General features: G+C 50.3%; 23 protein-coding genes. 13 read left to right on the top strand and 10 right to left on the bottom strand.

The annotated features are described in order from the left end of the window. Positions 1 to 18 precede the first annotated feature (18 nt). The gene (fadE, locus tag HV229_RS20315) at positions 19 to 2463 is read right to left on the bottom strand and encodes an acyl-CoA dehydrogenase FadE (RefSeq protein ID WP_016151814.1); all 2445 of its coding nucleotides are present in this window, start codon (positions 2461 to 2463) and stop codon (positions 19 to 21) included. Positions 2464 to 2702: 239 nt separating this feature from the next. Between fadE and lpcA the strand changes: the two genes are divergently transcribed. Both lpcA and HV229_RS20305 read left to right on the top strand, forming a co-directional pair. Further along, positions 2703 to 3281 carry a D-sedoheptulose 7-phosphate isomerase gene (lpcA, locus tag HV229_RS20310; RefSeq protein WP_016151815.1) on the top strand — a complete coding sequence of 193 codons (579 nt, stop codon included), beginning with the start codon at positions 2703 to 2705 and terminating at the stop codon, positions 3279 to 3281. A gap of 149 nt (positions 3282 to 3430) precedes the next feature. Beyond that, positions 3431 to 4198: a class II glutamine amidotransferase gene (locus HV229_RS20305; protein ID WP_016151816.1), complete on the top strand. Its 768-nt coding sequence runs from the start codon at positions 3431 to 3433 to the stop codon at positions 4196 to 4198. Here HV229_RS20305 and dpaA read toward each other — a convergent pair. Then, positions 4169 to 4909, bottom strand: coding sequence for a peptidoglycan meso-diaminopimelic acid protein amidase (dpaA, locus tag HV229_RS20300; RefSeq protein ID WP_016151817.1), 741 nt, complete (start codon positions 4907 to 4909; stop codon positions 4169 to 4171). The genes HV229_RS20305 and dpaA overlap by 30 nt on opposite strands. Positions 4910 to 5258: 349 nt before the next feature. On the opposite strand from dpaA, the gene HV229_RS20295 reads away from it, so the two are divergent. After that, the gene (locus tag HV229_RS20295; protein WP_016155761.1) at positions 5259 to 6020 is read left to right on the top strand and encodes a C40 family peptidase; all 762 of its coding nucleotides are present in this window, start codon (positions 5259 to 5261) and stop codon (positions 6018 to 6020) included. 38 nt (positions 6021 to 6058) lie between these two features. Here HV229_RS20295 and HV229_RS20290 read toward each other — a convergent pair whose 3' ends face one another. Genes HV229_RS20290 through HV229_RS20260 form a run of 7 tightly spaced genes read right to left on the bottom strand, consistent with a single transcriptional unit; the run spans position 6059 to position 12316 of the window. Then, entirely contained in the window at positions 6059 to 8152 is a 2094-nt protein-coding gene (locus tag HV229_RS20290; RefSeq protein ID WP_016151819.1) for a flagellar biosynthesis protein FlhA, read from the bottom strand. Beyond that, complete coding sequence (locus HV229_RS20285; RefSeq protein WP_046275395.1) at positions 8136 to 9275, bottom strand: flagellar type III secretion system protein FlhB; 1140 nt, start codon at positions 9273 to 9275, stop codon at positions 8136 to 8138. The genes HV229_RS20290 and HV229_RS20285 overlap by 17 nt, the downstream gene beginning before the upstream one ends. Next, positions 9265 to 10047: a flagellar biosynthetic protein FliR gene (fliR, locus tag HV229_RS20280; RefSeq protein ID WP_046275396.1), complete on the bottom strand. Its 783-nt coding sequence runs from the start codon at positions 10045 to 10047 to the stop codon at positions 9265 to 9267. Before fliR ends, HV229_RS20285 begins: the two co-directional genes overlap by 11 nt. A gap of 1 nt (position 10048) precedes the next feature. Then, positions 10049 to 10321, bottom strand: coding sequence for a flagellar biosynthetic protein FliQ (locus tag HV229_RS20275; protein ID WP_016151822.1), 273 nt, complete (start codon positions 10319 to 10321; stop codon positions 10049 to 10051). A 12-nt stretch (positions 10322 to 10333) separates the two neighbouring features. Next, on the bottom strand, positions 10334 to 11092 hold the full coding sequence (gene fliP, locus HV229_RS20270; RefSeq protein ID WP_016151823.1) for a flagellar type III secretion system pore protein FliP: 759 nt from the start codon (positions 11090 to 11092) through the stop codon (positions 10334 to 10336). Next, positions 11089 to 11460, bottom strand: coding sequence for a FliM/FliN family flagellar motor switch protein (locus HV229_RS20265; protein ID WP_016151824.1), 372 nt, complete (start codon positions 11458 to 11460; stop codon positions 11089 to 11091). Before HV229_RS20265 ends, fliP begins: the two co-directional genes overlap by 4 nt. Then, the gene (locus tag HV229_RS20260; protein ID WP_019076071.1) at positions 11453 to 12316 is read right to left on the bottom strand and encodes a FliM/FliN family flagellar motor switch protein; all 864 of its coding nucleotides are present in this window, start codon (positions 12314 to 12316) and stop codon (positions 11453 to 11455) included. Before HV229_RS20260 ends, HV229_RS20265 begins: the two co-directional genes overlap by 8 nt. Before the next feature lie 594 nt (positions 12317 to 12910). Between HV229_RS20260 and HV229_RS20255 the strand changes: the two genes are divergently transcribed. From HV229_RS20255 to HV229_RS20210, 10 genes are read left to right on the top strand one after another with little or no spacing between them, the layout of a single operon-like run. Beyond that, positions 12911 to 13897 carry a sigma-54 dependent transcriptional regulator gene (locus tag HV229_RS20255; RefSeq protein ID WP_016151826.1) on the top strand — a complete coding sequence of 329 codons (987 nt, stop codon included), beginning with the start codon at positions 12911 to 12913 and terminating at the stop codon, positions 13895 to 13897. 47 nt (positions 13898 to 13944) lie between these two features. Beyond that, on the top strand, positions 13945 to 14307 hold the full coding sequence (locus HV229_RS20250; RefSeq protein WP_029139418.1) for a flagellar hook-basal body complex protein FliE: 363 nt from the start codon (positions 13945 to 13947) through the stop codon (positions 14305 to 14307). Positions 14308 to 14311: 4 nt separating this feature from the next. Continuing rightward, entirely contained in the window at positions 14312 to 15991 is a 1680-nt protein-coding gene (gene fliF, locus HV229_RS20245) for a flagellar basal-body MS-ring/collar protein FliF (RefSeq protein ID WP_181546249.1), read from the top strand. After that, positions 15969 to 16985 carry a flagellar motor switch protein FliG gene (locus tag HV229_RS20240; protein WP_003838846.1) on the top strand — a complete coding sequence of 339 codons (1017 nt, stop codon included), beginning with the start codon at positions 15969 to 15971 and terminating at the stop codon, positions 16983 to 16985. The genes fliF and HV229_RS20240 overlap by 23 nt, the downstream gene beginning before the upstream one ends. Before the next feature lie 3 nt (positions 16986 to 16988). Further along, entirely contained in the window at positions 16989 to 17699 is a 711-nt protein-coding gene (fliH, locus tag HV229_RS20235; RefSeq protein WP_181546248.1) for a flagellar assembly protein FliH, read from the top strand. Beyond that, on the top strand, positions 17692 to 19032 hold the full coding sequence (fliI, locus tag HV229_RS20230; RefSeq protein WP_019076075.1) for a flagellar protein export ATPase FliI: 1341 nt from the start codon (positions 17692 to 17694) through the stop codon (positions 19030 to 19032). The genes fliH and fliI overlap by 8 nt, the downstream gene beginning before the upstream one ends. 2 nt (positions 19033 to 19034) lie before the next feature. Then, positions 19035 to 19478 (top strand): flagellar FliJ family protein, encoded by a 444-nt coding sequence (locus HV229_RS20225; protein WP_019076076.1) that lies wholly within the window; start codon positions 19035 to 19037, stop codon positions 19476 to 19478. Then, positions 19475 to 19879, top strand: coding sequence for an adenylyltransferase/cytidyltransferase family protein (locus HV229_RS20220; RefSeq protein WP_016151832.1), 405 nt, complete (start codon positions 19475 to 19477; stop codon positions 19877 to 19879). Before HV229_RS20225 ends, HV229_RS20220 begins: the two co-directional genes overlap by 4 nt. Before the next feature lie 6 nt (positions 19880 to 19885). Further along, on the top strand, positions 19886 to 21976 hold the full coding sequence (locus HV229_RS20215) for a glycosyltransferase family 9 protein (protein WP_249417774.1): 2091 nt from the start codon (positions 19886 to 19888) through the stop codon (positions 21974 to 21976). A gap of 36 nt (positions 21977 to 22012) precedes the next feature. Then, positions 22013 to 23269 (top strand): class I SAM-dependent methyltransferase, encoded by a 1257-nt coding sequence (locus tag HV229_RS20210; protein ID WP_181546246.1) that lies wholly within the window; start codon positions 22013 to 22015, stop codon positions 23267 to 23269. A gap of 52 nt (positions 23270 to 23321) precedes the next feature. Here the strand turns inward: HV229_RS20210 and HV229_RS20205 are convergent, their stop codons facing one another. Continuing rightward, on the bottom strand, positions 23322 to 25883 hold the full coding sequence (locus tag HV229_RS20205) for a glycosyltransferase (RefSeq protein WP_181546244.1): 2562 nt from the start codon (positions 25881 to 25883) through the stop codon (positions 23322 to 23324). Between the last annotated feature and the right edge of the window lie 36 nt (positions 25884 to 25919).

The following is a 25919-nucleotide window of genomic DNA, read 5'->3' as shown; positions in this document are numbered from 1 at the left end:
AACGTTGTGCGTGTGTCGTTACGCGGCTTCGACTTTACGCACCTTCTCTGGCAGCTTTACCGGCTGAGTCGCCAGCGCCTCGGGTTCAAAGTCATCCACGTTGATGCTACGCAGACGACTTGCTTCGGCTTTCACCAGAATTGCGGCTTCGTCTTTATCAATCAGCCCTTTAGCCAGCGCATTGTGCGCCAGTTCATCCAGGCGGGTAAACGGCAGGTTTTTACCCAGCTCTTTGCAGATCCGCTGGTGGATAGGGTCGGCTGCAATCACATCCAGCAAAGCCTCTTCCAGCAAACCTACCGGGTTATGCTCGCTCGGCGTCAGGTATTGACCGCGGCCAAGGCGAGAACGAGTGGCGCTCGGAACCTGCAGAATCTTCGCGACTTTATGATCCAGCTTGTCAGACGGTGCATGGTAGTGGCGACCGGTAGGGAAGATAACCACATTCAGCAGGCCCGCGACCAGTCGGTTCGGGAAGTTTTTCAGCAGGTCGTCCATCGCCTGTTCCGCTTTGTACAACGCATCCTGAACGCCCCAGTGCACCAACGGCAGGTCTGCTTCATTACGGCCTTCATCGTCATAACGCTTCAGTACCGCAGAGGCCAGATACAGCTGACTTAATACATCGCCCAGACGCGCGGAGATACGTTCACGGCGCTTCAGGCTACCGCCCAGTACGGCCATGGAGACATCCGAAAGCAGTGCCAGGTTAGCGCTCAGACGGTTCAGATGCTGGTAGTAACGTTTGGTCGCATCGCCGGTTGGCGTGCTGCTGGTTAAGCCGCGCGTCAGGCCCAACCAGAAGCTGCGCACTTTGTTACTGCCGACGTGGCCGATGTGTTTGAACAGCAGCTTGTCGAACGCATTCACATCGTTACTCTGTGCCGCGGCCATCTCTTCCAGAACGTACGGATGGCAGCGAATCGCCCCCTGACCGAAGATCATCATGCTCCGGGTCAGAATGTTGGCACCTTCAACGGTAATGGCGATAGGCGCGCCCTGATAAGCTCGGGCGAGGAAGTTGCTTTCGCCAAGCATAATGCCTTTACCGCCAGTAATATCCATTGCATCGATGATTGACTGCTGTCCACGGTGGGTACAGTGATACTTCACGATGGCCGACAGCACCGCCGGTTTTTCACCCAGCATAATACCGTAGGTAATCAGCGACGCCGCTGCATCCATCACGTACGCGTTACCCGCAATACGTGCCAACGGCTCTTCAATACCTTCCATCTTACCGATAGAGATTTTGAACTGGCGACGAATGTGCGCATACGCGCCGGTTGCCATTGCGACCGATTTCACGCCGCCCGTCGAGTTAGACGGCAGGGTAATACCGCGTCCCACGGACAGACATTCCACCAGCATGCGCCAGCCCTGACCGGCCATTTTTGGGCCACCGATGATGTAATCAATCGGCACGAAGACATCTTTGCCCAGCGTCGGACCGTTCTGGAACGGCACGTTCAGCGGGAAGTGTCGACGCCCAATTTGTACGCCTGGCGTTGACGTTGGGATCAGCGCACAGGTAATGCCGAGATCTTCTTCACCACCCAGCAGTTTTTCCGGGTCGGAGAGTTTAAATGCCAGACCCAGTACGGTAGCGATAGGCGCCAGCGTGATATAACGCTTATTCCAGGTCAGGCGCATACCCAGCACCTGCTGGCCCTGCCAGTCGCCCATACAAACCACGCCGGTATCAGGGATCGCGCCTGCGTCGGAACCCGCTTCCGGGCTGGTCAGAGCAAAGCAGGGGATCTCCTGACCGCGTGCCAGACGCGGCAGGTAATGATTCTTCTGCTCTTCGGTGCCGTAATGCTGCAGCAGTTCGCCAGGGCCTAAGGAGTTAGGTACGCCAACGGTGATCGCCAGGATCCCGGAAACGCCGGAGAGTTTCTGCAGAACGCGAGCCTGAGCATACGCGGAGAATTCCAGCCCGCCGTACTCTTTCTTAATGATCATCGCGAAGAAGCGGTGCTCTTTCAGATACGCCCACAGTTCCGGCGGCAGATCCGCGAGTTCATGGGTGATCTGGAAGTCGTTCGCCATGCGGCAGGCTTCTTCCACCGGGCCGTCAATAAACGCTTGTTCTTCAGCTGTCAGATGCGGCTGAGGATAGTTATGCAGTTTTTTCCAGTCTGGCTTGCCCTGGAACAGGTCGCCTTCCCACCAGGTTGTACCGGCATCAATCGCCTCTTTCTCAGTACGCGACATTGGCGGCATGACTTTACGGAAACCGCGGAACACTGGCGCAGAGATCATGGATTTGCGCATTGGCGTAAAGTTAAACGGTACGAGGAGAATGGCCAGAGGAACCAGCAGCCAGATTGACCACAGGCCAACCACGCCAAGCGCAGCTGTCCAGGCGAGCAAAATTAAGCTGCTGAGGAATAAGCTCACGCGGTGATAAAACAGAACGCTGAGCAGAACAACCGTAGCGATAATACTCAAAATCATCATAACGAAAAGCTCCCTTGCTTGTAGGAGGTCTGACCACTTGTGATGATATGGTTGTAGTGGATGTAAATTCTTTTAGCAATGTGTTTACAAAATAATTACAACAAAGCTCACATTGTTGCTGTTTTAACCGGCACAAAAAATCAAAAGCCGCAGCCATTCCTGTGGCTTGTACTTCTCGCTGGTAGCGCTATCCGGTACACTGCATCTTGTCATTTACATTCATGCTGAAGGATATCCTCATGTACCAGGATCTTATTCGTAACGAACTGAGCGAAGCGGCGGAAACGCTGGCTAATTTTCTTAAAGATGACGCCAATATTCACGCCATTCAGCGCGCGGCGGTCCTGTTGGCAGACAGCTTTAAAGCTGGCGGTAAGGTACTTTCTTGCGGTAACGGCGGTTCCCATTGCGACGCGATGCACTTCGCCGAAGAGCTGACCGGACGTTATCGCGAAAACCGCCCAGGCTACCCGGCGATCGCTATCTCTGATGTCAGCCATATCTCCTGCGTCAGCAACGATTTCGGTTACGATTATGTGTTCTCCCGCTACGTTGAAGCCGTGGGTCGCGAAGGCGATGTCCTGTTAGGCATCTCTACTTCGGGTAACTCCGGTAACGTGATTAAAGCGATTGCCGCAGCGCGTGAGAAAGGGATGAAAGTCATCACCCTGACTGGTAAAGATGGCGGCAAAATGGCGGGCAGTGCGGATATCGAAATTCGCGTACCACACTTTGGCTATGCTGACCGCATTCAGGAAATTCATATCAAAGTGATCCATATCCTGATCCAGTTGATCGAAAAAGAGATGGTGAAGTAAGAAGGCTATTTTATTTGCCATTTTGAATCCGGGCAGTGCCCGAAATCCTCACGTACTACGTGTACGCTCCGGTTTCTGCGCGCTGTCCGAATCTAAACTGGCTGCAACAATTACGCCTTCCCGCTTAAAGGCGTTTGTGGAGGTGATGTATGTGCGAACTGCTCGGGATGAGCGCCAATGTGCCAACCGATATCTGCTTTAGCTTCACCGGGCTGGTTCAGCGCGGCGGAGGTACCGGGCCGCACAAAGACGGCTGGGGTATTACGTTTTATGAAGGTAAGGGTTGCCGTACGTTTAAAGATCCGCAACCCAGCTTTAATTCGCCTATCGCCAAACTGGTACAAGACTATCCCATCAAATCCTGTTCCGTGATTGCCCATATTCGTCAGGCGAATCGTGGCGAAGTGGCATTGGAAAACACCCATCCATTTACGCGTGAACTGTGGGGACGTAACTGGACGTACGCTCATAATGGACAGCTCAGCGGCTATAAATCGCTGGAAACCGGTAATTTCCGCCCGGTCGGGGAAACCGACAGCGAAAAAGCTTTCTGCTGGCTGCTCCACAAGCTGACTGAACGGTATCCGCGTACGCCTGGCAATATGACGGCAGTGTTTAAATATATCGCGATGCTGGCAGGAGAATTGCGTGAGAAGGGCGTCTTCAACATGCTGTTGTCTGACGGGCGTTATGTGATGGCTTTCTGCTCGACCAACCTGTTTTGGATCACCCGTCGTGCGCCGTTTGGCGTGGCGACACTGCTGGATCAGGATGTGGAAATCGATTTTAGCTCAGAGACCACACCCAATGATGTGGTCACCGTGATTGCCACTCAGCCGCTAACCGGCAATGAAACCTGGCAAAAGATTATGCCTGGCGAGTGGGCGTTATTTTGTCTCGGGGAGCGTATAGTTTGATGCCAGTTGCGGCTGAACCACTTCGTGACTCAACGGCTTGCTGATAACGTAACGGCCATCGACGACGGAAACGGTCGGTGGCTTACGCGTTTGTTCAAAGTAATCGTAGCCAGGCTTTAGCTGCGCCCAGAATTCTTTGTAATACGAGAACTTATGGCGCTGCATGTTGGCGTCGGTCATGCGGAATGGATAAATGCTAACCTGCACGCTGGACTGCCCAAACACCAGTGCGCCGGTGACAAACTGGAAAATCTCATCAATGCCGTTGTCGGTCATTGCGTAGCAGCCGACGGAAACGCAGGCACCGTGGATCATCAGGTATTTACCTTCATAACCGTGTGCGCGGTCGTAGGCGTTAGGGAAACCAATGTTAATCGCTTTATAAAAGCGGCTATCCGGTTTCAGCTGTCCGCGCTGTACGCTGTAAAACCCTTCCGGGCTTTTGAAATCGCCCTGACGCTGTTTCGGACCTAAGCCGCCGGAATAATTGCAGATCTTATAGCTGTCGAGCAATTGATACTGTTCGCCCATCTTGACGTACAGATCCAGCGTTCGCTCTTCTTTGAAGATCTGGATATAGACGGGGGAGCCCATTAATTGCTGCTTATATTCTTTGCTGACAGGCGTAGTCGGGCTGCTGCTGCTCAGCAAACCGGCAAATGAAACGCACGGCAATAAAAGCATCGCAAGAAAAAATGCGATTTTACGCATACTGCTTATTCCTTGATAAAACGATTACACACGCCAGGACGGCAAAAAGAGTTCCCAAATCGGATAAATCTGGATCTGGAGCGCTCACATTATCACCCAGAGAGTTTTTCGCAAGTCTCTCGTGCGGCGTTTACACTTTAGATTTTCTTTATACGGAAAATTGTGCTTAAAGGCAGTCAGACACTGACGTATTTTGTGGGTTAGCGCACGTCATTAAGTCTTCTGAGTGCAGAATTCCTAATATATTGAATTTAAAAAATTAATAATTTAATAATCGAATATTAAAATGGAATGCCCGGCAATAGCGGTAGACTGCGGCGAACGTGTTTGATTAGGTAGTGTTGTTTTCATGTCTTTTGTCTCTGCGCCCCGACGCTTTTTGCCGGGTCTGCTGTCTTTGTGTGTTGTGTTGTCCTCGCCGTCTGTCGCCAAAGTTCAGCCCCTCTTATCTGACGCCCATTTAAGCTATGCGGCGCAATTACGCATGCGTAACCGCGCCCGGCTGCTGAAGCAGTACCACGCGCAGGTAAAAAAGCAGGCAAGTTATGTGGTGGAAGGTAATGCGCAAAGTAAAAGCGCGCTGCGCCAGCAAAACAGGACGCTGATTAAACAGCACCCGGAGTGGTTCCCGGGGCCACTAAAAGCGAGCGATCAACGCTGGCAGGAGCTGGCTGAGAATGACCATTTTCTCAGTAGCGATCATCTGCACAACATAACCGAAGTGGCAATCCACCGTCTTGAGCAGCAGTTAGGTAAACCCTATTTGTGGGGCGGGACCAGCCCGGAACAAGGCTTTGACTGTAGCGGGCTGATCTTTTATGCCTACAACAAAATTCTGGCAGCAAAATTGCCACGTACGGCGAATGAAATGTATCACTATCGGCGGGCGACCATCGTCGCTAATCGCGACCTTCGTCGTGGTGATTTATTGTTCTTTCATATTCACAGTCGGGATATTGCCGATCATATGGGCGTCTATTTGGGGCAGGGACAATTTATTGAATCGCCGCGTACGGGAGAAACGATTCGGGTGAGCAATTTATCCGATGACTTCTGGCAGGATCATTATCTCGGCGCTCGTCGTATTCTGACGGAAAATACCATTCTGTAATCAAAAAGGCGGTGCGAATGGCACCGCCTCGTCAGGGGTTAACTCAACGCCCCCATGATCTTTAATTCCAGCTCATCCGGAACTTCGTTATATGACAACACCTGTAAGCCTGGTGCAAACAGGCGCGCATAGCGCGCAAGCAGAGGACGTAGCTGCGGTGCGACCAGCAGTACCGGCTCTTTACCCGCGGCTTTCATCTGTTCTTTAATCTGCGGCATATTGGTCTGGAACTGATTCAGCATATTAGGATCGACCGGTACGCTATCGAGCACCACTTTGCCGCTTTGCTGAGCCTGATTCACTACATTAGCCAGCAGATTCTCCAGCTCATTATTCAGCGTGTAGACCGCCAGCTCATCTTTGCGCACAAACGGATGGGTAATGCTGCGACGGAGCGCCAGACGCACATCTGCCGTCAACAGAATATGATCTTTAGTGACGGCGCTACTGGCGACCAGTACGGTGGCAATGGTAACGATATCGCGCAGCGGCACGCCTTCGACCAGCAGCGCCCGATAAACCTTCAAGAGCTGGCTATAATTCAGCGCCGCGCTCAGATCTTCCGCCAGACGGGGGGCCATCGAAGAGAGGCGGTTATGCAGTTGGGTAATATCATCGTAGTTAAACAGGTCGGGAATAAAGTTGCGAATGACCTTATTCACATGTGTCGCAATGACGCTGGCACTATCAATGACCTGATACCCCATATTTAGCGCTTTGGCTTTTTGCGCCGGGACAATCCACGTCACCGGCATACCATAGGCCGGATCGTGGCCTAAAACACCATCGATCTCGCCATACGTTTCACTGGAGGGCAGCGCCATCAGTTTATCTGAGGGAATATCGGCCTCATCAGCCTTGATCCCATTGATAAAAATGGCGTACTGGGTCGGTTTTAGACGGAAGTTTTCGCGGATGCGAATTTCCGGGAGCAGCACGCCGTTAGTGTCTGAGATAACCTGCCGTACACCGCGAATACGTTGGGTGAGCGGATTCCCTTTGGATTTGTCTACCAGCGATACCAGCTTGTACCCCAGGCTCAGGCTGATTGGCTCAATCAAAGGGATAGTTTCCCAACTGACCTGTTGCTCGGTGGTTTCAACGATAGTTTTGGTCAGCGTCTCAAGATTTTTCTCTTCAGTTTCAGCCACCTTCGGGCGCTTGCTCATACGCCAGGCGGTGAACCCCATCAGGGCGCTGAACACCAGGAACGGGAAGTGCGGCATTCCCGGTACCACCGCCAGTACAAACATAATGCTGGTGGCGGTATAGAGTACGGAGGGGCTGGCCAGCAGTTGGCTACGCACGTCTGTGGCGATATCACCGCTGTCGCTCACGCGTGTAACGATAATCGCCGCCGCCGTCGACAGCAGCAGAGACGGGATCTGGGCGACCAGACCGTCGCCGATGGTCATCAGTACGTATTGCTGGAAGGCGGCTTCGGCGCTTAAATCGTATTTAAAAATACCGATACAGACGCCGCCTATCAGGTTGATGGCCAGGATCATCATCCCGGCGATGGCATCACCGCGCACGAACTTCGACGCACCGTCCATTGCGCCATAGAAGTCCGCTTCGCCCGCCACATCTTTACGTCGTGCCTGCGCCTGGGCCTGATTAATCAGGCCTGCGTTCAGATCGGCATCGATCGCCATCTGCTTCCCGGGCATGGCGTCCAGCGTAAAGCGGGCCGAAACCTCGGAGATACGCTCGGCACCCTTGGTAACCACGATAAAGTTGATGATCATCAGGATGATGAACACCACAAAACCGACGACAAAGTTACCGCCGATCACCACCTGACCAAAGGACTCAATCACCTTACCGGCAGCGCCTGCGCCCATATGGCCGTGCAGTAACACCACGCGCGTTGATGCTACGTTCAGCGTCAAGCGCATTAAGGTGGTGATCAGCAAAATGGTCGGGAACAGGCTGAATTCGAGCGGGCGTTTCGCGGAAACGGCCACCAACAGCACCATCACCGCCAGCACGATGTTAAAGGTGAACAGAATATCCAGCACGGCCGGTGGTAATGGCAGGATCACCATCGCCAGGATAGACAGTATGACCAGCGGAATGCCGATGTTACCGTTACGCAGCAGCGCGAGGAATTGTTTAGTTGTTTTCGGCATCCAGTTTAAGAACCTCTTTTGGAATGGAAATATGTCTGTTCAGCGAAGGGCGTGCTTGTGAACCGTCACGCCAGTGCTTCATTTGCAGTACATAGGTCAGGACGTGTGCTATAGCCCGATAAAGTTGAAATGGGATCTGTTGATTGACCTGGGTGGTGTAATAAACGGAGCGCGCCAGCTTAGGAAATTCAACAATCTCAATATTGCTCTCCGCCGCCACCTGACGGATATACAGCGCAATTTCATCGGTGCCTTTGGCGACAACGAAGGGCGCGGCGGCGCGCGACTGGTCATACTGCAGCGCCACGGCATAGTGGGTTGGGTTGGTGATCACCACATTGGCTTTTGGCACCACCTTGCGGATTTGCCCCATCGCCATTTGCCGTTGCAGGCGACGGATCCTGGCCCGTACCTCCGGCTTACCTTCCTGATTTTTATACTCTTCCTTCACTTCCTGTTTGGTCATCTTCAACCCTTTGGTGAACATTTTTTTCGCCAGAGGAACATCAATCAGAGCGAAAAAAATAAACAGGATGACAAAGTTGCGCATGATGCTGCTGTACAGCGCCAGGCCATCGCTGACGGCCTGTTTGAAATACAGCTCCTGTAGCCCCAGAAAGGCGGCAACGTTATTGCGTACGCTAATCCACAGCATCACCAGCAGTACCATCGCTTTGAGCGTCATCTTGCCGGTGTCCACCAGATGGTCGGTGGAAAACAGACGGCCAATCCCTTTGAGCGGGCTTAATTTGCTAAAGTCCGGCAAAATTTTCTTCGGCAGGAACAGCCAGCCTCCGGGAATCAGCGAGGCAAACAGCGCGGCAACCGGCATGGGTAACAGCGTCAGGATGAACTTGGCTAAAATCAGCAGATGGTGCTCAAGGAACTGGCCGATAATGTCCGGATCATTAATGTTCTGCGCATACTGATGCACACTGATAAAGCTTTCGCGGACAAAATCTTCATACCAGGGGAAGCTGCTGGAGATCACCATAAACGCGGCAAACAGACTGGCGGCAAGCCCCATATCTTTTGAGCGCGGAATTTGCCCCTCTTGCCTGGCTTTGCGAAGTTTTTGCGCCGAGGGTTTTTCTGTTTTTTCTTCGCTGCTGCTATCCGCCATAGTGCCCCTTGAGCGCGTCAAGTTGCTGCAAAACGAAATTTGCCAGGTGCAAATAGTGGTCGGGCAGGTTGTAAAGCAGAGTCGCAAAGCAGACAAGACCCGCCAGCATGTTGATCGGAAAACCTAACGAGTACAGGTTGAGCGGAGGCGCAATGCGGTTCAACAGGCCAAAGCAGCCCTGGACAATCAACATGATAAAGGTTGTCGGTAGCGCCAGCAGGGTGGCCGCGGCAAACACCCAGCCCAGCCCCAAGGAAATGGTGCGCAAAGATTGTGGATGCAGCGCATTACCAATCGGCCAGTAAGTAAAGCCTTTGAATAAAATGCTCACCAGCAGCAAATGCCCATCCATCGCAAAGAACAGGATCACCGCGTAGATGTTGATCATCTCCGCCAGTACCGTCGTTGATGCGCCGCTGCTGGGGTCATTCATCACCGCCATGCTCATCCCCATATTGAAAGAGAGGATCTGGCCCGCCAGCTGCAGCGCTAAAAATAAAAACTGCAGCATCAGGCCGAAAAGCATGCCCCACAGAAACTGCTCTGCGGTCAAAATAATGCTGTTGATCGACAGCAGGCTGTCAGGAACCGGATGGGGAATAAGCGGCGTAATGATAAAGGCCAGCGCCAGGGACAAAATAATGCGTATTCGCACCGTGAGCGCCGCGTTATCCAGTACCGGCGCGTAGTGAATAAACGCCATAATGCGCACGAATGGAAACCACATGCCCAGTATCAGGTTACTTAACTGTGTAACGTCTGTTTCGCGCATGTCAGTGCACCAGAATGGCGGCCTGAGTGAACAGATGCACGCAGAGATCGCTTAACTGGACGATCATCCATTTTCCGCTAATGCCCAAAACTGCGAGGGTGACGATAAGCCTGGGCAAAAAGCTGAGCGTTTGTTCGTTAATCTGCGTAACGGCCTGAAAAATGCTGACCAGCATCCCCACCAGCAGGCTGGGAACGACCAACACGCAGACTAAAATGATCACGACTTTTATGCCGCTGGCGACGATATCTGCGGCTACATCAATGGTTAACATATCCGATCTCCGTTAGCCCAGTCCCAGACCGCGAATACTGGAGGTCAGCGTACCGACGGTCAGCGCCCAGCCGTCAATAAGCACAAACAGCATCAGCTTAAAGGGGAGGGAAACGATCAGCGGGGACAGCATCATCATCCCCATCGCCATCAGCACGCTGGCGACGATCAGGTCGATCACCAGGAACGGGATGTAAATCATGAAGCCTATCTGGAAGGCGGTTTTAAGTTCGCTCAGCACATACGCCGGGACGATAATGGAGAGATCCTGATCGGCTGCATTACCTTTCGCGTTGGCGATCGTCATGATCTGCGCAATCGCTTTTTTGTTAGTCTGCGCCAGCATAAAGCGCTTCAGGGGCGAGGCGGCAGTACTCAGGGCGTCAGGGAGTGTGATTTGATCGTTTTCAAAAGGCACAACCGCGTGGTCGTAAATGTTGATCCAGACCGGACGCATCACCAGCATGGTTAACGACAGCGCAATGCCTATCAGTATGCGGTTGGGTGGCGTTTGCTGTAGCCCCAACGCCTGGCGCAGCAGGGAGAGAACAATAATAAAACGCGTAAAGCAGGTCATCATCAGCACCAGGGTTGGCAGAATGCCCACCAGGGTCATCAGGATCAGGACCTGGATTTTTACGCTGTATTCCTGGCTATTACCGTGTGAAATCACATTCAGCAACGGGATATCTCCCCCTTGCGCGCAGGCAAAGGGAGAAAGGATGAGTAATGAGATACCCAGTATGAGCGTGAGGGTTGGTGCGCGTTTCATGGTGCCAGGTCGTTGATTTCATGCGTGTTGAATTCAAGGACGCGCAGGCCATATTTTTCATTGACCACCACCACTTCAGCCTTGCCCAGCAGGATGTTATTAACCTTAATATCCAGCGGTTCACCGGCAAGCTTGTCCATCTCAATGACGGTATCGTCATCAATGTTCAGCAGATCGGACAGCATCACTTCCACGGATGACACTTCCAGCGTTAGCGTGACCGGAATACGTTTGAGTAATGACATCGACTCGGAAAAGCGGTCTTCTAAACGCGCCACCAACGTTTCTGTTGCCGACGGTGCCGTTGGCGTGGTTGTTTCGGGCGCTAACTCGAAACCTTGCTCTAAAATATCTTCTGGCTTACTCATAGGATTTCTCCGTCTTGCTCGTTAATTCGGATAAAAACAGTTTGTCTTTGTCCTCTACGATCAGGGCATTAAATAATTCGGATTTCCCAATATAAACAGGGAAAGTTTCAGGCATTGCGATAGGTAAAATATCCCCGGGTTTAATTGTCGTCAGGTCGGCGACATTGAGGGGAATTTCTGCAATCTTGACGTTCATGGTCAGCGGCAGCGTATGAATGATTTCTTTAATCAGCGTTTTTTTACGCATCTCAACGTTAGCTTTATCAACCTGCTTTTTCTTCTCGCCGTGCTCGCTACGGCGGATTAAATTCAGAATGTAATCGGTATGGGAATCGTCCAGTAAGATGCGGAAACTGCAATTCTCCTCATCACCTAAAACAAAAGTGAGCTGATAAGCCCAATGTGTTTGTACAGTACTGCTGTCAGGTTTAAGCGTCAGCGGAATGCCTGATATGTTTTTATTAAAGATGATATTGCTAATATCCAGCGCCAGCCTGCTTCTCAGCCGGGTTTCCGTCTTGGTTGGTAAATCATCTTCTGAATTTTCGTCCGCAAGCGATGAAGTCAGGCCATAAAAGTTACCTAATAACATTAACAATAATGCGCGATCGATATCAAAAGCCAAATGTCCAACCTGCGAGACTAATAACTCAGCGCTTTTATTGATAACGTCCATCTCACATTGTATTTTTCTGAGTGTTATATTTGTGCGATGTTTTTTCAGAAAATAGTTTCCGAGATGTGATTCAATTGTATCAAAATTACCCGTAAACATAGTCGGCAGACGATGATAAGGACGCCCAAGCCGGTTGCCTTCAAGTTTAAATATTCCGGGCGTTTGACTATATTTCAGCATGGTACGCTTTCTCAGCTGTAATTTCTGGGGCGGATGAGTTGATATCAAATCCCGCGGTTATAAAAGAAAATACTACTCCATTTAATTTATGGTTCATCCTTGACGCTTTCTCATATTGTTGAAGTCCATTAGATATGAAATGCAGTACCTACTCTCGTCTCTGATGTAGGGCTGGACATTAGATATTTTACCTCTCTCCTCTGCAAGTTATTAATGGTGTCAGGTTATAATTAAAAAATAATTAATTACGTATACGTGATGCTCCCCGCTAATCCTCTTACCTTGGTAAGGCACGTCTTGTGTGCCTTGGTTTCATACCTCTAAATCCATAACTTGTTGTTTTTTATGAAATAATAATTTTATTATCTTTTAATTTAAGATTGTTAAAGGCACCGGTGTTACTATTTTTTTAGGAAAAACCCTATTTTGAAATAGTCTTCGATAGGGCTGCCCTTTGATGGGGCGGTAAAACATGAGCAAGGATGGGATTAAAACATGGCACGGGCGATATCTATTATTCGATGATTGTGCTTTGGAATGATTTGTATATTTCTCGTAACGGATGTTAACTTTACTTCTAAGTGTAAAATAATCATGTTTGAACTTATTGCCGAAGCAGCCTCCAGTATCAATGTTTTTTCAATGGCAAGGCGTATTGCTGCGTTTAATGTTCCAGTGCTTATCCATGGTGAAACCGGTACTGGTAAAGAATGTATCGCCAAATTTATCCATTCAATTACGTTTGCGCAGGAGCCACAGGCCCCCTATATCGGGGTGAACTGTGCCGCTATCCCTGAAAATATGCTCGAAGCCACGTTGTTTGGTTATGACAAAGGGGCATTCACCGGAGCAGTGGCGACCGTGCCGGGGAAAATGGAATTAGCCAATAACGGTACATTATTACTGGATGAGATTGGCGATATGCCTTTAGCGCTACAGGCTAAAATATTGCGTGTATTGCAGGAGCAACAGGTTGAGCGCTTAGGCAGTAATCGTTTAATCAAACTGAACTTCCGTTTAATTGCCTGTACCAATAAAAATCTTGAAGAAGAAGTGGCTGCAGGACGCTTCAGAGAAGATCTCTATTATCGGTTGTCAGTTATTCCGTTGACGATGCCGCCGCTGCGCGAGCGTATGGAAGACATTATTCCGCTGGCGGAGTCGTTTATCAAAAAATACTCCACGGTACTGGTTAAAAATATCAAGCTTTCTGAATCGTCACGCCGGGCGTTACTCAGCTACGAATGGCCGGGGAACGTGCGTCAACTTGAGAACGCTATCCAACGGGGAATGATCCTGAATCGTGATGGTGTCATTTATCCCGATACCTTAGGTCTGCCATCCATTGAATCTGATTCCTGGAGCGAACCGCAATGGCAGCCAAAGCCCAGTATGCCAATAACGACCAGCGATAATCTGGGGCAGCATGGCCGTAGCGCGCAGTATCAATATATCGCTGACCTGATGCGTAAATATCAGGGTAATAAAACCAAAATTGCTGATTTATTAGGCATTACCCCACGCGCGCTTCGTTATCGTCTGGCGTCAATGCGAAAACAGGGAATAGAGATCTTTTCCTGAATCAGTTTGTGGTAGCGAGAACGCTTTTTTAATTTTAAGAGTAGGTCATGAGCATAAATACGATAGCCCCAGCCAGTACGATGCAGACGCAAATGATGCAGGACATGCAGCAGATGAAAGCGGTCGCTCAGGCGCCTGTCCTTTCGCCGATGCAGATTAACGCCGTGGGCGCCCAGTCGGCATCATCTCCGGTCTCGTTCGACCACGTCATGCAAGGCGCGCTGAATCATGTTGATCAATTTCAGCAGGTCGCAGAGCAAAAACAAACGGCCATTGAGATGGGGAAAAGCGACGACCTGGCGGGGGCCATGATTGCCAGTCAGCAGGCATCGTTATCGTTTTCTGCTCTGGTTCAGGTCAGAAATAAAGTCGCTTCCGGATTCAATGACCTGATGAGCATGTCAGTCTAACGCTATGAATGAATTAATAAAAAAACTCACTCAGTTTTTACCCTCGTTCTCTTTTCGCCTGGATGGTAATAAACGTCTGGCGTTACTGGCGGCAGCGGCCATTGCGGCGACTGCCATTATTGTCAGCGTGCTGTGGAACAGCAATCACGGCTATGTTTCGCTGTACGGTAGTCAGGAACATCTCCCGGTTTCACAAATCGTCACCGTGCTGGATGGTGAAAAGCTGGAATATCGTATCGACCCGCAAAGCGGGCAAATTCTGGTTCCGGAAGAGGCGCTGTCGAAAACGCGGATGACGCTGGCGGCGAAAGGCGTGCAAGCCATGCTGCCCAGCGGCTACGAGCTGATGGACAAAGACGAAGTGCTGGGCGCCAGTCAGTTTGTGCAGAACGTCCGCTATAAGCGGAGCCTGGAAGGTGAACTGGCGCAGAGCATCATGACGCTGGACGCCGTCGAGAGCGCCCGCGTGCATCTGGCGCTGAATGAAGAGAGTTCATTTGTCGTCAGCGATGAGCCGCAAAACAGCGCTTCAGTAGTGGTGCGTCTGCATTATGGCAGCAAGCTGGATATGGACCAGGTAAATGCCATTGTGCATCTGGTGTCCGGCAGTGTGCCCAATTTGAATGCCTCGAAGGTTAGCGTTGTCGACCAGGCGGGGAATTTACTGTCCGACGGCATTGGCGCGGGAGAAGCTGTTTCTGCGGCGACGCGTAAGCGCGACCAGATCCTCAAAGATATTCAGGATAAGACCCGCGCCAGTCTCGCCAATGTCCTCGACTCACTGGTCGGAACCGGCAACTACCGCGTGAGCGTGATGCCGGATCTCGATCTGAGCAATATCGATGAAACCCAGGAGCATTACGGTGACACGCCGAAGGTTAATCGTGAAGAAACGGTACTCGATAGTGATACCAACCAAATCGCCATAGGGATCCCCGGCTCGCTGAGCAATCGTCCACCGTTGGCGGCAAACCCGGTGGGAAATGGCGCCACAGGGACGACGCCTGAGGATTCTCGCCAGCCAGCCGCGCTGTCAAAACATAGCGAGAACAAACGCGACTACTCCTGGGACCGTAGCGTTGAACATATCCAGCACCCTGGATTCGATATCAAACGTTTAAATGTGGCCATAGTCCTCAACCAGAGCGCGCCGGCATTAAAGAACTGGAAACCGGAACAAACCACGCAGCTGACGACGCTGTTGAATAACGCTGCCGGGATTGATGCAAAGCGTGGCGACAATCTGTCCTTATCCCTGCTCAACTTTGTGCCGCAGTCGATCCCCGTCGAGCCGACGCTGCCTTTATGGAAGGATGACAGCATTCTGGCCTGGGTTCGCTTAATTGGCTGTGGCCTGCTGGCGTTACTGCTGCTGCTGTTTATCGTGCGCCCGGTCATGAAACGTTTGACTGTCGAGCGCCGCCGGACCTCTACGCCTGAACTGGCGCTGGACGCCGCACCGATCGCGATCCCTGCGGACAAGCCCCATTTTGCGGCTGCTGAAGATGAACGCAAAAATATCGAACTGCCTTCTTTCCCTGGTGACGACAGCCTGCCTTCGCAGAGTTCCGGCCTGGAAGTGAAGCTGGAGTTCCTGCAAAAACTGGCGATGAGCGACACCGATCGCGTAGCTGAAGTTCTCAGACAATGGATTACCAGCAATGAGCGAATTGACAATAAATAACGGCAGTAACAACAGCTACCTGGAACAGGCCGCAATTTTATTGCTGTGTCTGGGCGAGGAGGCGGCAGCCACGGTGATGCAAAAGCTCAGCCGTGAAGAGGTGGTTCGTCTGAGTGAAAATATGGCACGTCTGTCTGGCGTGAAAACCAGCATGGCGAAAAAAGTGATCAATAACTTTTTTGATGAGTTCCGCGAGCAGAGCGGCATCAACGGTGCCTCGCGTTCCATGCTGCAAGGGATCCTCAATAAAGCGCTGGGAACAGAAATCGCCAGCAGCGTGATCAACGGCATTTATGGTGATGAGATTCGCTCGCGGATGGCGCGTTTGCAATGGGTGGAACCGCGCCAGCTGGCGATACTGATCTCAGAAGAACATTTGCAATTGCAGGCCGTCTTCCTTGCCTTCCTGACGCCGGAGATCTCGGCCACGGTACTGTCTTACATGAATGAGTCGGTGCAAAACGAGATCCTCTATCGGGTTGCCAAGCTCAACGATGTGAATCGCGATGTTGTGGATGAGCTGGATCGGTTGATCGAACGTGGGCTGTCGGTGCTGTCCGAACATGGTTCGAAAGTGAAGGGGATCAAGCAGGCCGCGGATATCGTTAACCGCTTCCAGGGTAACCAACAGGTGATCCTCGATCAGCTTCGTGAACGCGATGAAGATGTTCTTGAGCAGTTGCAGGACGAAATGTACGACTTCTTTATTCTGAGCCGCCAAAGTGATGAGGTGCGCCGTCGTCTCCTTGATGAAGTGCCGATGGAAGATTGGGCTGTGGCGCTGAAAGGTACCGAAGCGCTGTTGCGCCGGTCGATTTATGCCGTGATGCCTAAGCGTCAGGTACAACAGCTGGAGGCGATAACGTCGCGCCTGGGTCCGGTTCCGGTGAGCCGTATTGAACAGATCCGCCGAGAAATCATGGGGATTGCCCGCGAGCTTGAGGAAGCGGGTGAAATTCAGCTACAGCTGTTTGCTGAACAGACGGCGGAGTAACACATGGCGATTGAAACCATTCGTGGTCGTTACCGACTGCACCGCTTTCCTCCTCGCCAGCGCCATTTGCAGGCTGAACAGCTCACGCCGGGGATCACGCCTGCGGATTATCAGCGCCAACTGATGGACGGCTTCCAGGAAGGCCTGCAAAAAGGCTTTGAACAGGGGATGACGGAAGGTCAGGAGCAGGGCTTTCAGGAAGGTCATCAGAAGGGGCACGATGAAGGCCGTCGTCAGGGATACACTGAAGGCAGCCTGGCCGGGCAACAGGAAGGGCGTAAGCAGTTTGAGCAAGCAGCGCAACCGCTGGAAGCCATCACTGGCAAAGTGAACGACTACCTGGCGCACATTCAGCGTAAACAGCGGGAAGACCTGCTGCAACTGGTTGAAAAGGTCACTCGCCAGGTGATTCGTTGCGAGCTGGCGCTGCAACCGACGCAGTTACTGTCGCTGGTTGAAGAGGCGATTTCGGCCTTTCCTGCGATGCCTGAGTCGCTACAGGTCCTGCTAAGTCATGAAGAATTTAACCGTATCAAAGATGCTGCCCCGGAGAAGGTCACTGAATGGGGGCTGACCCCAACACCCGAACTACAGGCGGGCGAGTGTCGGGTGATTACCGATAAATCCGAGCTGGATATTGGCTGCGAACATCGACTCGACCAGTGTATGTCGGCGCTCAAAGAGTCGCTTCTGCCGGAGCCGACGGGTGAGTGACCTGTCCAGCGTTGACAACGCGCTGCGTTCCATTGAGTCGATCCCTTTAGCCCGGGTTGCCGGGCGACTGGTGCGCGTAAACGGCATTTTGCTGGAGAGCGTGGGCTGTCCGCTGGCGACCGGCCAGTTGTGCCGCGTCGAAAGCGCCGACCATACGTTGATCGACGCGCAGGCGGTGGGGTTTAACCGCGATATCACCTACCTGATGCCCTTCAAGCATCCCGTCGGACTGATGGCGGGGGCGCGCGTTTTCCCCGAAGAAAAAACCCAGGAGATCCTGATCAGCGAAAGCTGGCTGGGGCGAGTAGTTAATGGCCTGGGCGAACCGCTGGATGCCAAAGGGCGTCTGACGGGCAATGACGTATTGCCGCCTCAGGCACCTTCCATTAACCCCCTCACGCGTCGGTCGGTGAACCAACCGCTGGATGTTGGCGTTAAAGCAATCAACGGTCTGCTAACTATCGGCAAAGGCCAGCGCGTGGGCTTGATGGCCGGCAGCGGCGTGGGAAAAAGCGTACTGCTGGGGATGATCACCCGCCAGACCAAGGCCGACATCGTGGTGGTGGGGTTAATTGGCGAGCGTGGCCGCGAGGTGAAGGAGTTTATCGATCACGCTCTGGGCGCGGAAGGGTTGGCAAAATCAATTATCGTGGCGGCGCCTGCGGATGAGTCGCCGTTAATGCGTTTGAAAGCCACCGAGCTTTGCCACTCTATTGCCGCCTGGTTTCGCGATCGCGGACATCACGTTTTGCTGCTGGTGGATTCGTTAACCCGTTATGCCATGGCGCAGCGCGAGATTGCGTTATCACTGGGTGAACCTCCGGCGACGAAAGGCTATCCACCGTCGGCGTTCGGCATGATCCCAAAGCTTGTGGAAAGCGCTGGCAACAGTGAAAGCGATGGGTCAATGACCGCCATTTATACGGTGTTGGCGGAAGGAGACGATCAGCAGGATCCGATCGTCGACTGCGCGCGTGCGGTGCTGGACGGGCACATTGTTCTGACCCGTAAGCTGGCGGAGGCCGGACATTATCCGGCTATTGATATCGGGCAGTCGATCAGTCGATGCATGACCCAGGTAACGCCCCACGCGCACCAGCAGTCGGCCCGCCTGCTCAAACAGAACTATGCCGCCTATATGGAAATTAAGCCGCTGATCCCGTTGGGCGGATATGTTGCAGGAGCTGATCCCGGCGTGGATAAGGCCGTCAAAGTGTTCCCCGCCATTGAGCGTTTTCTGCGCCAGGAAGTCAGTGAACCGGCCTCTCTGGAGCTGGTGCAAAGCCGCTTACAGACCCTTTTCCCGCAGGCAAAGAAAACGGAAGGTAAATAATCATGCGGCAAATTATCGATACCCTGGCGCAACTGCAGCGCCTGCGGGATAAATCAGTCAAAGATATGACGGTACAGCTGGCTAAACAGCAACAAGTTTGCATCGGTTTTGACAATAATATCAAAGCGCTGGGCTACCTGATTCAAAAAACCGGCACCGGCGTGGAGGTGCCTTGCGTTGAATCGCTCAAAAATGTGACCGGATATAAAGGCACGCTGCGCACGGTTATTGCCTGGCAAGAGCAGGAGAAAACGCTGGCTAAAATCAAAGAGCAGCGTATTCAGAAAAACCTGGTGTCAGCGGCATGTGAAGAGAAAATTGTCGCCATGACGCTCGATGATAAGCGCGATGAACTGAGCAATGAGGCACTGGTTAAAGAGCAAAAAGCCGTAGATGAAATTGCCGCACAATGCTGGCTAAGACAGAAGACGCTGGGAGTAGTATGAAAACGATCATTACTTTCGGCACCTTTGATGTTTTTCATATCGGGCATTTGCGTATTCTGCAACGTGCCGGACAGTTGGGGGAGCGACTGATCGTCGGTATCTCTTCAGATGCGCTAAATATGCAGAAAAAAGGCCGGATGCCGGTTTACAGCCAAAGCGATCGCATGGGGATTGTTGCCGGGCTGAAATGTGTGGACAGCGTGTTTCTCGAAGAGTCGCTGGAGAAAAAAGCGGACTATATTCGTCAGTTTAACGCCGATACGCTGGTGATGGGCGATGACTGGGCAGGGCGCTTTGATAGTTTGTCGTACCTGTGCGAAGTGGTCTATTTTCCCAGAACGCCATCGATATCCACCACCTCGATTATTGAGGTAATTACCAACCAAAATCAAAACCTGTAAAATAATATGAAAATAAGACTATTCATTGAAACTAAAGAAGTTACGCTGCCGCTTCAAATGTCTAATTTTATTCAAGATATGGATGGAGTAGTTAATATATTATTTATTTGTTCTGATAAATTGAGTGAAAAATGGCTGGAAAAGAATTCAAATATTGTTTTTAAATATAATGAATCCACACTACTGCCTGCGCTGGATAAAATATCACATGTACTAACTAAGCTCTCGCCAACAGCACTAGATATCCATGCGGCGCTGGCTGAAAGCTATGACTTACTTATTCCGTTGTTGATGAGATTAAACTCTCTTCGGTCGCTAATCCATCTTCATGTTTATGAAGGAGAGATAGCCGAGCTAGTTGCTGCTTCTGCACTTGAAAAAATCCCTGTAAATTTATTTAATAAATTGGTCACTGGATATGGTAATGCCATAAGTATGGCATTAAATAATAATCATAATATGCCAAAAGATGAGTGGAATATTGCCGCCGGATATGCCTGGCATAAAGTGTTAACAACAACTTATTATCTACAAGAGAATAGCTCATTCAAAAATTCAAAGAAATTGCCTTGTGGTAATGTACCGGCAATCGATGAAAATAAAATAACGGATTTTCTGGAACTATTCAAGATACCAAATGGTATTTATTCTCAATTACGAAAGATAAGCTCGTCATCTCTACTATTACTCAGCACCTCACCTCGCTTTCCCTCGCTGAAAAAACAACATCAAGAAGCGCTTGTGGACGTTATTCAGCATGCAATCAATGAATTTGCAATTTCTGAAGATAAAATCCTTCTCTTCCGCGAAAAGAAAGAGGGTGAAGTCGATGGTGAAATATTACGTCAGTTGGGATGCAAGGCTATCAAACTCCCTGAGTTAATCACTCTTAATTTTTTAAAGGTTCTACAAATATTACCTTTAGCCATTGCCGGATATTTTTCAGATGAACTATATCAAGCGCCAGAGAAAAGTATTCTATTTTTTCTAACAACAGAGTTACCAGAAGATACTGATAAGTACGCTGGTCACATCAACTTTAGCAATAAGAAAATTTATCATGTAAATGAGTTAGTTGGTGTTAAACCCGGTTCGTTTAAGAAAAGGGTATTTTATTGTCCTGGGTCGATGGGGGACGCGATCTACGCGTTGGGTTGCCTCACTGCATTTAGAGAATGTCATGATGAGGATTTTATCTTTATTGCACACAAATTGTATCATGACCTTATCGCTTCAAGTCCTGTGGTGGCACAGTATTGGGATATCAATGCGCTGACAGAAGATGCTTATATTGATATTGCGATTGCGCGTCAGGAAAATAAATTTCATTTCCTTGGCCACTGGGAGGATATAGTAGCATCTGAACATATGACGGATGCTTTTATCGGTGATAGTATTCATAATCATTCCTTGTGTAATAAGCAGCCTATGATTTCATTGGCGTCATTGGATAAGAAAAACGTCAATGATTTTATTCATAATCATTATTTGCAGAAAGAAAAAACAGTCTTATTACATCCCAATATAGGCTCTCCAAACCGGACGTGGACCGAAAAGGGATGGAATCAACTCGCGAAATACTTTATTGCTGCAGGCTGGAAAGTTGTCATTATTGGCAGCGATAATAATAAGTATCAAGAGAAGAAGATGATGGATATAGATATCCCGGAGGCTATCAATTGCATTAATCAGTTCTCTATGCTTGAGATGATTTATTTGATGGAGCGGTGTCAGCTACTGGTTGCTTGTGATTCTGGTCCTGTCGCACTTGCTGGACTCACTTCAATTGCTATTTGCGCGTTGTACTCTATTATTCCGGCCAGTTACCGATTGCCCTACAGGAATGGTCGGTATGGGTGGAATGCTATGGGTATTGATACAGAATGTCAGTTTGGTCAATGCGGTCACCTTATCATGAGTCCGCAATTCGTTAAAAACAAACTGGGCAAAGAATTTACACGTCCACGAGGTGATGAATTTTCTGTCTGGTGTCCGAATGATAAAAAATATCGGTGCATGAAGAAGGTTACCGCCGAATATTTTTGGCATCAGATTCAATTATTTTTGAGTTCTGATGATTATGTGAAAAATTCTTAAGTATTTCTATGATTAAATATTCTAAATGGAGTGGTTATGGGGTTTTTAGGTCGTTTTCCTTTACGCAAAATAGTTGAAAAATACCAGGTGACGCATTTGGTTGAAACTGGGTATGGTATTGGTAACTCATGTCGTATGGCATTGTCGGCAGGTTTTCACTATGCGTTGTCCTGTGAGATATATCAGCCATTGTATGAAAAAGCACTACAAGAAAAAAATGAAAATATTACAGTTTGTCCGGATGATAGCTTATCATTTCTGAACTCGGAAGCGGTCAATGATATTTTGAGGAGCCGCCGTAGTCTCATTTTTCTGGATGCTCATTATCCTGGTTCAGATTACTGCAATGAACACTATCGCAGTGACGAATGGGATAAAGATATTCGCTTGCCACTAATTAACGAGTTGCGAATTCTGGAAGGCAAAATTGATAATGCGATCGTTATTATTGATGATTGCAGAATATATTTGAAAGACTTTGCCGTGACAAGTGGTACTTTACCAGAATATGCCGATCATGGGTTTGATCGTGCTAATGAATTTATTGGACTATTAGAGAGTTTTGCCGATACACACTCCTTGCACTGGTATCCTGAAGATACTGGATACGCAGTTTTATGGCCTCATAGTTTAGCTGGTGAAGCGATTAAACCACTCATTTTACCTGGGGATGTTACCAGTAAGTTTCTGATTAACCGGGGCGTTGTGGGGACGACCAGTATGTCTGTAAATCGTCGACTTATGGATGCACGGTTTACTTCTCGTTGGTTTGTTGGCGCTGGTTTGGATATAGGTGGAGGACCGGACAGTATTGGGATTTACCACTCGCTTTTCCCTCTAATGAGAACGGTGACGGTCTATGACTTACCGCAAGGTGATGCCCAATACTTAGATAATGTTAGTGATGATAGTTTTGATTTTGTGTATTCTGCACACTGTCTGGAACATGTGGTTGACCCGTTCATTGCTATCAATAACTGGATGCGAGTGCTTAAACCAAATGGTCATCTCATTATTACTGTTCCTGACGAAGATATGTATGAACAAAAAGTATGGCCATCGACTTTTAATACCGATCACAAGCATACTTTCAGTATCTTCAAGAAAAGTAGTTGGTCACCGGTATCGATAAATGTATTGGAATTGATTCAGACGATAACCGCAAATCATGACGTTCAGAAAATTGAATTACTAAATCATAGCTATTTGTCTGGTCTCCCTCGGTTTGATCAAACTCGCACACCATTTGCGGAAAGTGGTATCGAGATTGTTATAAAAAAACGACCACAATAAAATTAAAACCACCGGTTTAACGGTGGTTTTATCGCCAATTCATATCAGAAATTTAGCTAAAAAGTTTTCTCTGTAGACTATGTAATAGCGTATTACTGTGGGCATTCTCTGTTTCCGTAAGCAAAGCGGCGATCTCCTGAGCCGCCCGTTTCCCCGCCTGACCATCCCTAAACGCATCGCAATAATGGTGGCGAATCTCCTCCAATGGCGCTTCCAGACCAGCCCAGTCAAATGCGGATGACAGGGCGTGGCGCAACGTCTGTATATCCTGTGCCACCGGGAGAACATCGCGAATACGCTGATCGGCGCTGTCAGGAGTAGAGAAACTTTGTTGACCATCGAGCAGCAAGGGCATCTCTGGCCAGCTCAGTAAAATGACGCGTTTATTCATATGAATGGCGTCAAAAATAAAGCCGCTGCTGTCTGTCAGGACGTAATCCGCCTGCGCGATAAGCGCCAGCAGATGCTGTGGATCGTCAATTCGGTTTTTTAAATAGCGCTGCGCCAGCGCCAGAGAGGCGGCTTCTTCCGGTCTGTGCAGGGTGCCATGATGTAGTTTGGTGACGACATTGTATTCATGACTTAACCGGCTGAGCTGTTCCGCCCAGTGAGGGAGAGAGCTTAGCGCGCCATAGGTTGGCGCATACAGGATGGTCTGCTTTTTCGCATTCAGCTTCAGGCTTTTTGGCAGCGCAGTATCGTAAGTGTGATTATGCCACTCATCGAAACGGGGATTGCCCACCACTTTGGCGCTGCCACCGATATCAAGCGCGTGCTGGCTATAGTGGCTGTAACACAGGATGCGGTGATAAAAGGCGTTCCACCAGGCATGATTCCACTCTTCTTTCGCCAGGCCATACAGGGTGCGTACATGGGTATCCGCCAGCCCGTTCAGCAGTGGCGTGTAGTAAGGGCTGACCAGGCACCGGAAGCGCTGACGGTTCTCAATGACCGCTGAAAGACGCGTACCGCCGAGCGCAGGATCGTTGATGGCTTTAATCGTCGCGGTCATCTCATCCAGAAACGATTTAGGTATTTTGTCACTGACCAGCAGCGAGCAGGTATGGCCCATCGCCTGAAGCGCGGTAATGATAGGGCGATAGACCGCGTAGTGCAGCGAGGTTTCCATATAGAAGCCAATGGCATCTATCTGCGTGGATGTCGTAGGAAGCGGGTTGCTTACCAGCGTGTTGACGGTGGCGGGTTTCTTATTGATTTTGTTGAAGTAGTAACCGATGTTATCGGTTTCTTTTTTCTCAATATCGCTGTATCCCGCGCGCTGATAGCAGATGCTCGGATAACAGGAGAGCCATTTCCCTTCACGCAGCAGCGGCTGCCATTGCCCTTCGAGCGTATCTGAGAGGTCATGCTCCATCTGCTGAGCCAGCACCGGGTAATAGCTGCTGTTGACCAGATAGGCGCAAACCTTATTGCAGTCGCGGGCATGGATCATGCCATTGAGGCTTTTGAGTTCGCGGCCCTGTTTAATTTCTCCGCCGAGGATAACCACTTCCCATGGGAAGCCAGGCAGCGCGTTCAGAAGCGAGTTGAGTACCCGAATATGCTTTTCCTGCTTCAGGATCACGCTATCGTCTTCAAGTAGCAGGTAGTTTTTCCAGCCGTTACGCTGTGCCAGTTGCAGCGCCTGCAGATGGGACTGGCGGCGACCAGCCTGGCCGTTAGTGGCAACGGACGCCGCAAGGCGGGTGATCTTTTGCGCCGGGAAATTGAGAAACGCCAGCTCTTGCTGGATGTGGGCTAAACGATCCGGGCGTGAGTCCAGATTCACGATCACCACCTGATCGATGTAATCCCACTGGATCGGCTGATGATGGGTGGCGTTATGCAGGCTTTGATACCAGTTTTTCAGCATCGGGTCGGTAATCGCCTGTGCCAGCGAGGTTTCCAGCGGCTCGCTGCTGCCCAGCACAAAGTCTTTATCGAACGTATTTTGACTGTGCGAGATACAAATAATGGTGCGCTCGCCCGGCAATTGCAGCGGGTTTGCGGTGAATTGATTAGTGAATCCTTCCTCTTCGCCTAAGTTACATTCATCATCGTAACGGTGCTTTTTTAAATAATTGCGGTGGTAGCAAAAGGTGCCGTTGAGAATGTTCTGCGGGCCAAAGCTGCGGCTTTTGAACACGCGGTTGATATGGCTATACCAGATGGGGATCTGATCGGAACCTGAAATCAACGCCCGGTGGCGCTGCATCATGTCGATGGTGTAGGAGATCTTATCCGCCGGATAATAATCATCGTCATCCATACAGAGAATATATTCGCCTAACGCCAGCGCATTGAGCATGTTGCGCTTTTTTCCCAGCGTCAGTTTTTCCGCATGGTAGATATAACGAATATTGAATTTCTCCGGATGATTCTGCGTCAGCCTGTCAATGATTGACTGATGGCTTTGTGGGGAATCATCTAGGATCACCAGCTCCCGGCGGTCGGCAGGGTAGTCCTGATAGCGGAACATATACAGCAAATAGGGTAAGAAAGCGCCGCGGTTCCACGTGGGGGTAATGACGCTGACAAACGGTTTTTCGCGGCCAGTGTCGAGCGTTTTAACGATGCCGGTCAGGGCGGAACGTGCTTTGGAGGATTCAGACATGGTGATGTGTATTCGCGATTCGAAAAAGGACCGGGT

The sequence above is a fragment of the Citrobacter sp. RHBSTW-00524 genome (assembly GCF_013747755.1).
GTDB classification, from domain to species: Bacteria; Pseudomonadota; Gammaproteobacteria; order Enterobacterales; family Enterobacteriaceae; genus Citrobacter; species Citrobacter braakii.
Note: the sequence above shows the minus strand (reverse complement) of the source record. Positions and strands in the feature narration are given on the sequence as shown.

Bases quoted from the DNA above. Each gene is read 5' to 3' on its own strand.
- dpaA (WP_016151817.1), bottom strand. From the start codon at position 4,909: ATGCGTAAAATCGCATTTTTTCTTGCGATGCTTTTATTGCCGTGCGTT.
- fliF (WP_181546249.1), top strand. From the start codon at position 14,312: ATGAATGAATTAATAAAAAAACTCACTCAGTTTTTACCCTCGTTCTCT.
- HV229_RS20260 (WP_019076071.1), bottom strand. From the start codon at position 12,316: ATGCTGAAATATAGTCAAACGCCCGGAATATTTAAACTTGAAGGCAAC.
- HV229_RS20305 (WP_016151816.1), top strand. From the start codon at position 3,431: ATGTGCGAACTGCTCGGGATGAGCGCCAATGTGCCAACCGATATCTGC.
- HV229_RS20255 (WP_016151826.1), top strand. From the start codon at position 12,911: ATGTTTGAACTTATTGCCGAAGCAGCCTCCAGTATCAATGTTTTTTCA.
- HV229_RS20240 (WP_003838846.1), top strand. From the start codon at position 15,969: ATGAGCGAATTGACAATAAATAACGGCAGTAACAACAGCTACCTGGAA.
- HV229_RS20295 (WP_016155761.1), top strand. From the start codon at position 5,259: ATGTCTTTTGTCTCTGCGCCCCGACGCTTTTTGCCGGGTCTGCTGTCT.
- HV229_RS20215 (WP_249417774.1), top strand. From the start codon at position 19,886: ATGAAAATAAGACTATTCATTGAAACTAAAGAAGTTACGCTGCCGCTT.
- fadE (WP_016151814.1), bottom strand. From the start codon at position 2,463: ATGATGATTTTGAGTATTATCGCTACGGTTGTTCTGCTCAGCGTTCTG.
- HV229_RS20210 (WP_181546246.1), top strand. From the start codon at position 22,013: ATGGGGTTTTTAGGTCGTTTTCCTTTACGCAAAATAGTTGAAAAATAC.
- lpcA (WP_016151815.1), top strand. From the start codon at position 2,703: ATGTACCAGGATCTTATTCGTAACGAACTGAGCGAAGCGGCGGAAACG.
- HV229_RS20205 (WP_181546244.1), bottom strand. From the start codon at position 25,883: ATGTCTGAATCCTCCAAAGCACGTTCCGCCCTGACCGGCATCGTTAAA.
- HV229_RS20275 (WP_016151822.1), bottom strand. From the start codon at position 10,321: ATGTTAACCATTGATGTAGCCGCAGATATCGTCGCCAGCGGCATAAAA.
- HV229_RS20285 (WP_046275395.1), bottom strand. From the start codon at position 9,275: ATGGCGGATAGCAGCAGCGAAGAAAAAACAGAAAAACCCTCGGCGCAA.
- fliH (WP_181546248.1), top strand. From the start codon at position 16,989: ATGGCGATTGAAACCATTCGTGGTCGTTACCGACTGCACCGCTTTCCT.
- HV229_RS20265 (WP_016151824.1), bottom strand. From the start codon at position 11,460: ATGAGTAAGCCAGAAGATATTTTAGAGCAAGGTTTCGAGTTAGCGCCC.
- HV229_RS20290 (WP_016151819.1), bottom strand. From the start codon at position 8,152: ATGCCGAAAACAACTAAACAATTCCTCGCGCTGCTGCGTAACGGTAAC.
- HV229_RS20220 (WP_016151832.1), top strand. From the start codon at position 19,475: ATGAAAACGATCATTACTTTCGGCACCTTTGATGTTTTTCATATCGGG.
- HV229_RS20225 (WP_019076076.1), top strand. From the start codon at position 19,035: ATGCGGCAAATTATCGATACCCTGGCGCAACTGCAGCGCCTGCGGGAT.
- HV229_RS20250 (WP_029139418.1), top strand. From the start codon at position 13,945: ATGAGCATAAATACGATAGCCCCAGCCAGTACGATGCAGACGCAAATG.
- fliP (WP_016151823.1), bottom strand. From the start codon at position 11,092: ATGAAACGCGCACCAACCCTCACGCTCATACTGGGTATCTCATTACTC.
- fliR (WP_046275396.1), bottom strand. From the start codon at position 10,047: ATGCGCGAAACAGACGTTACACAGTTAAGTAACCTGATACTGGGCATG.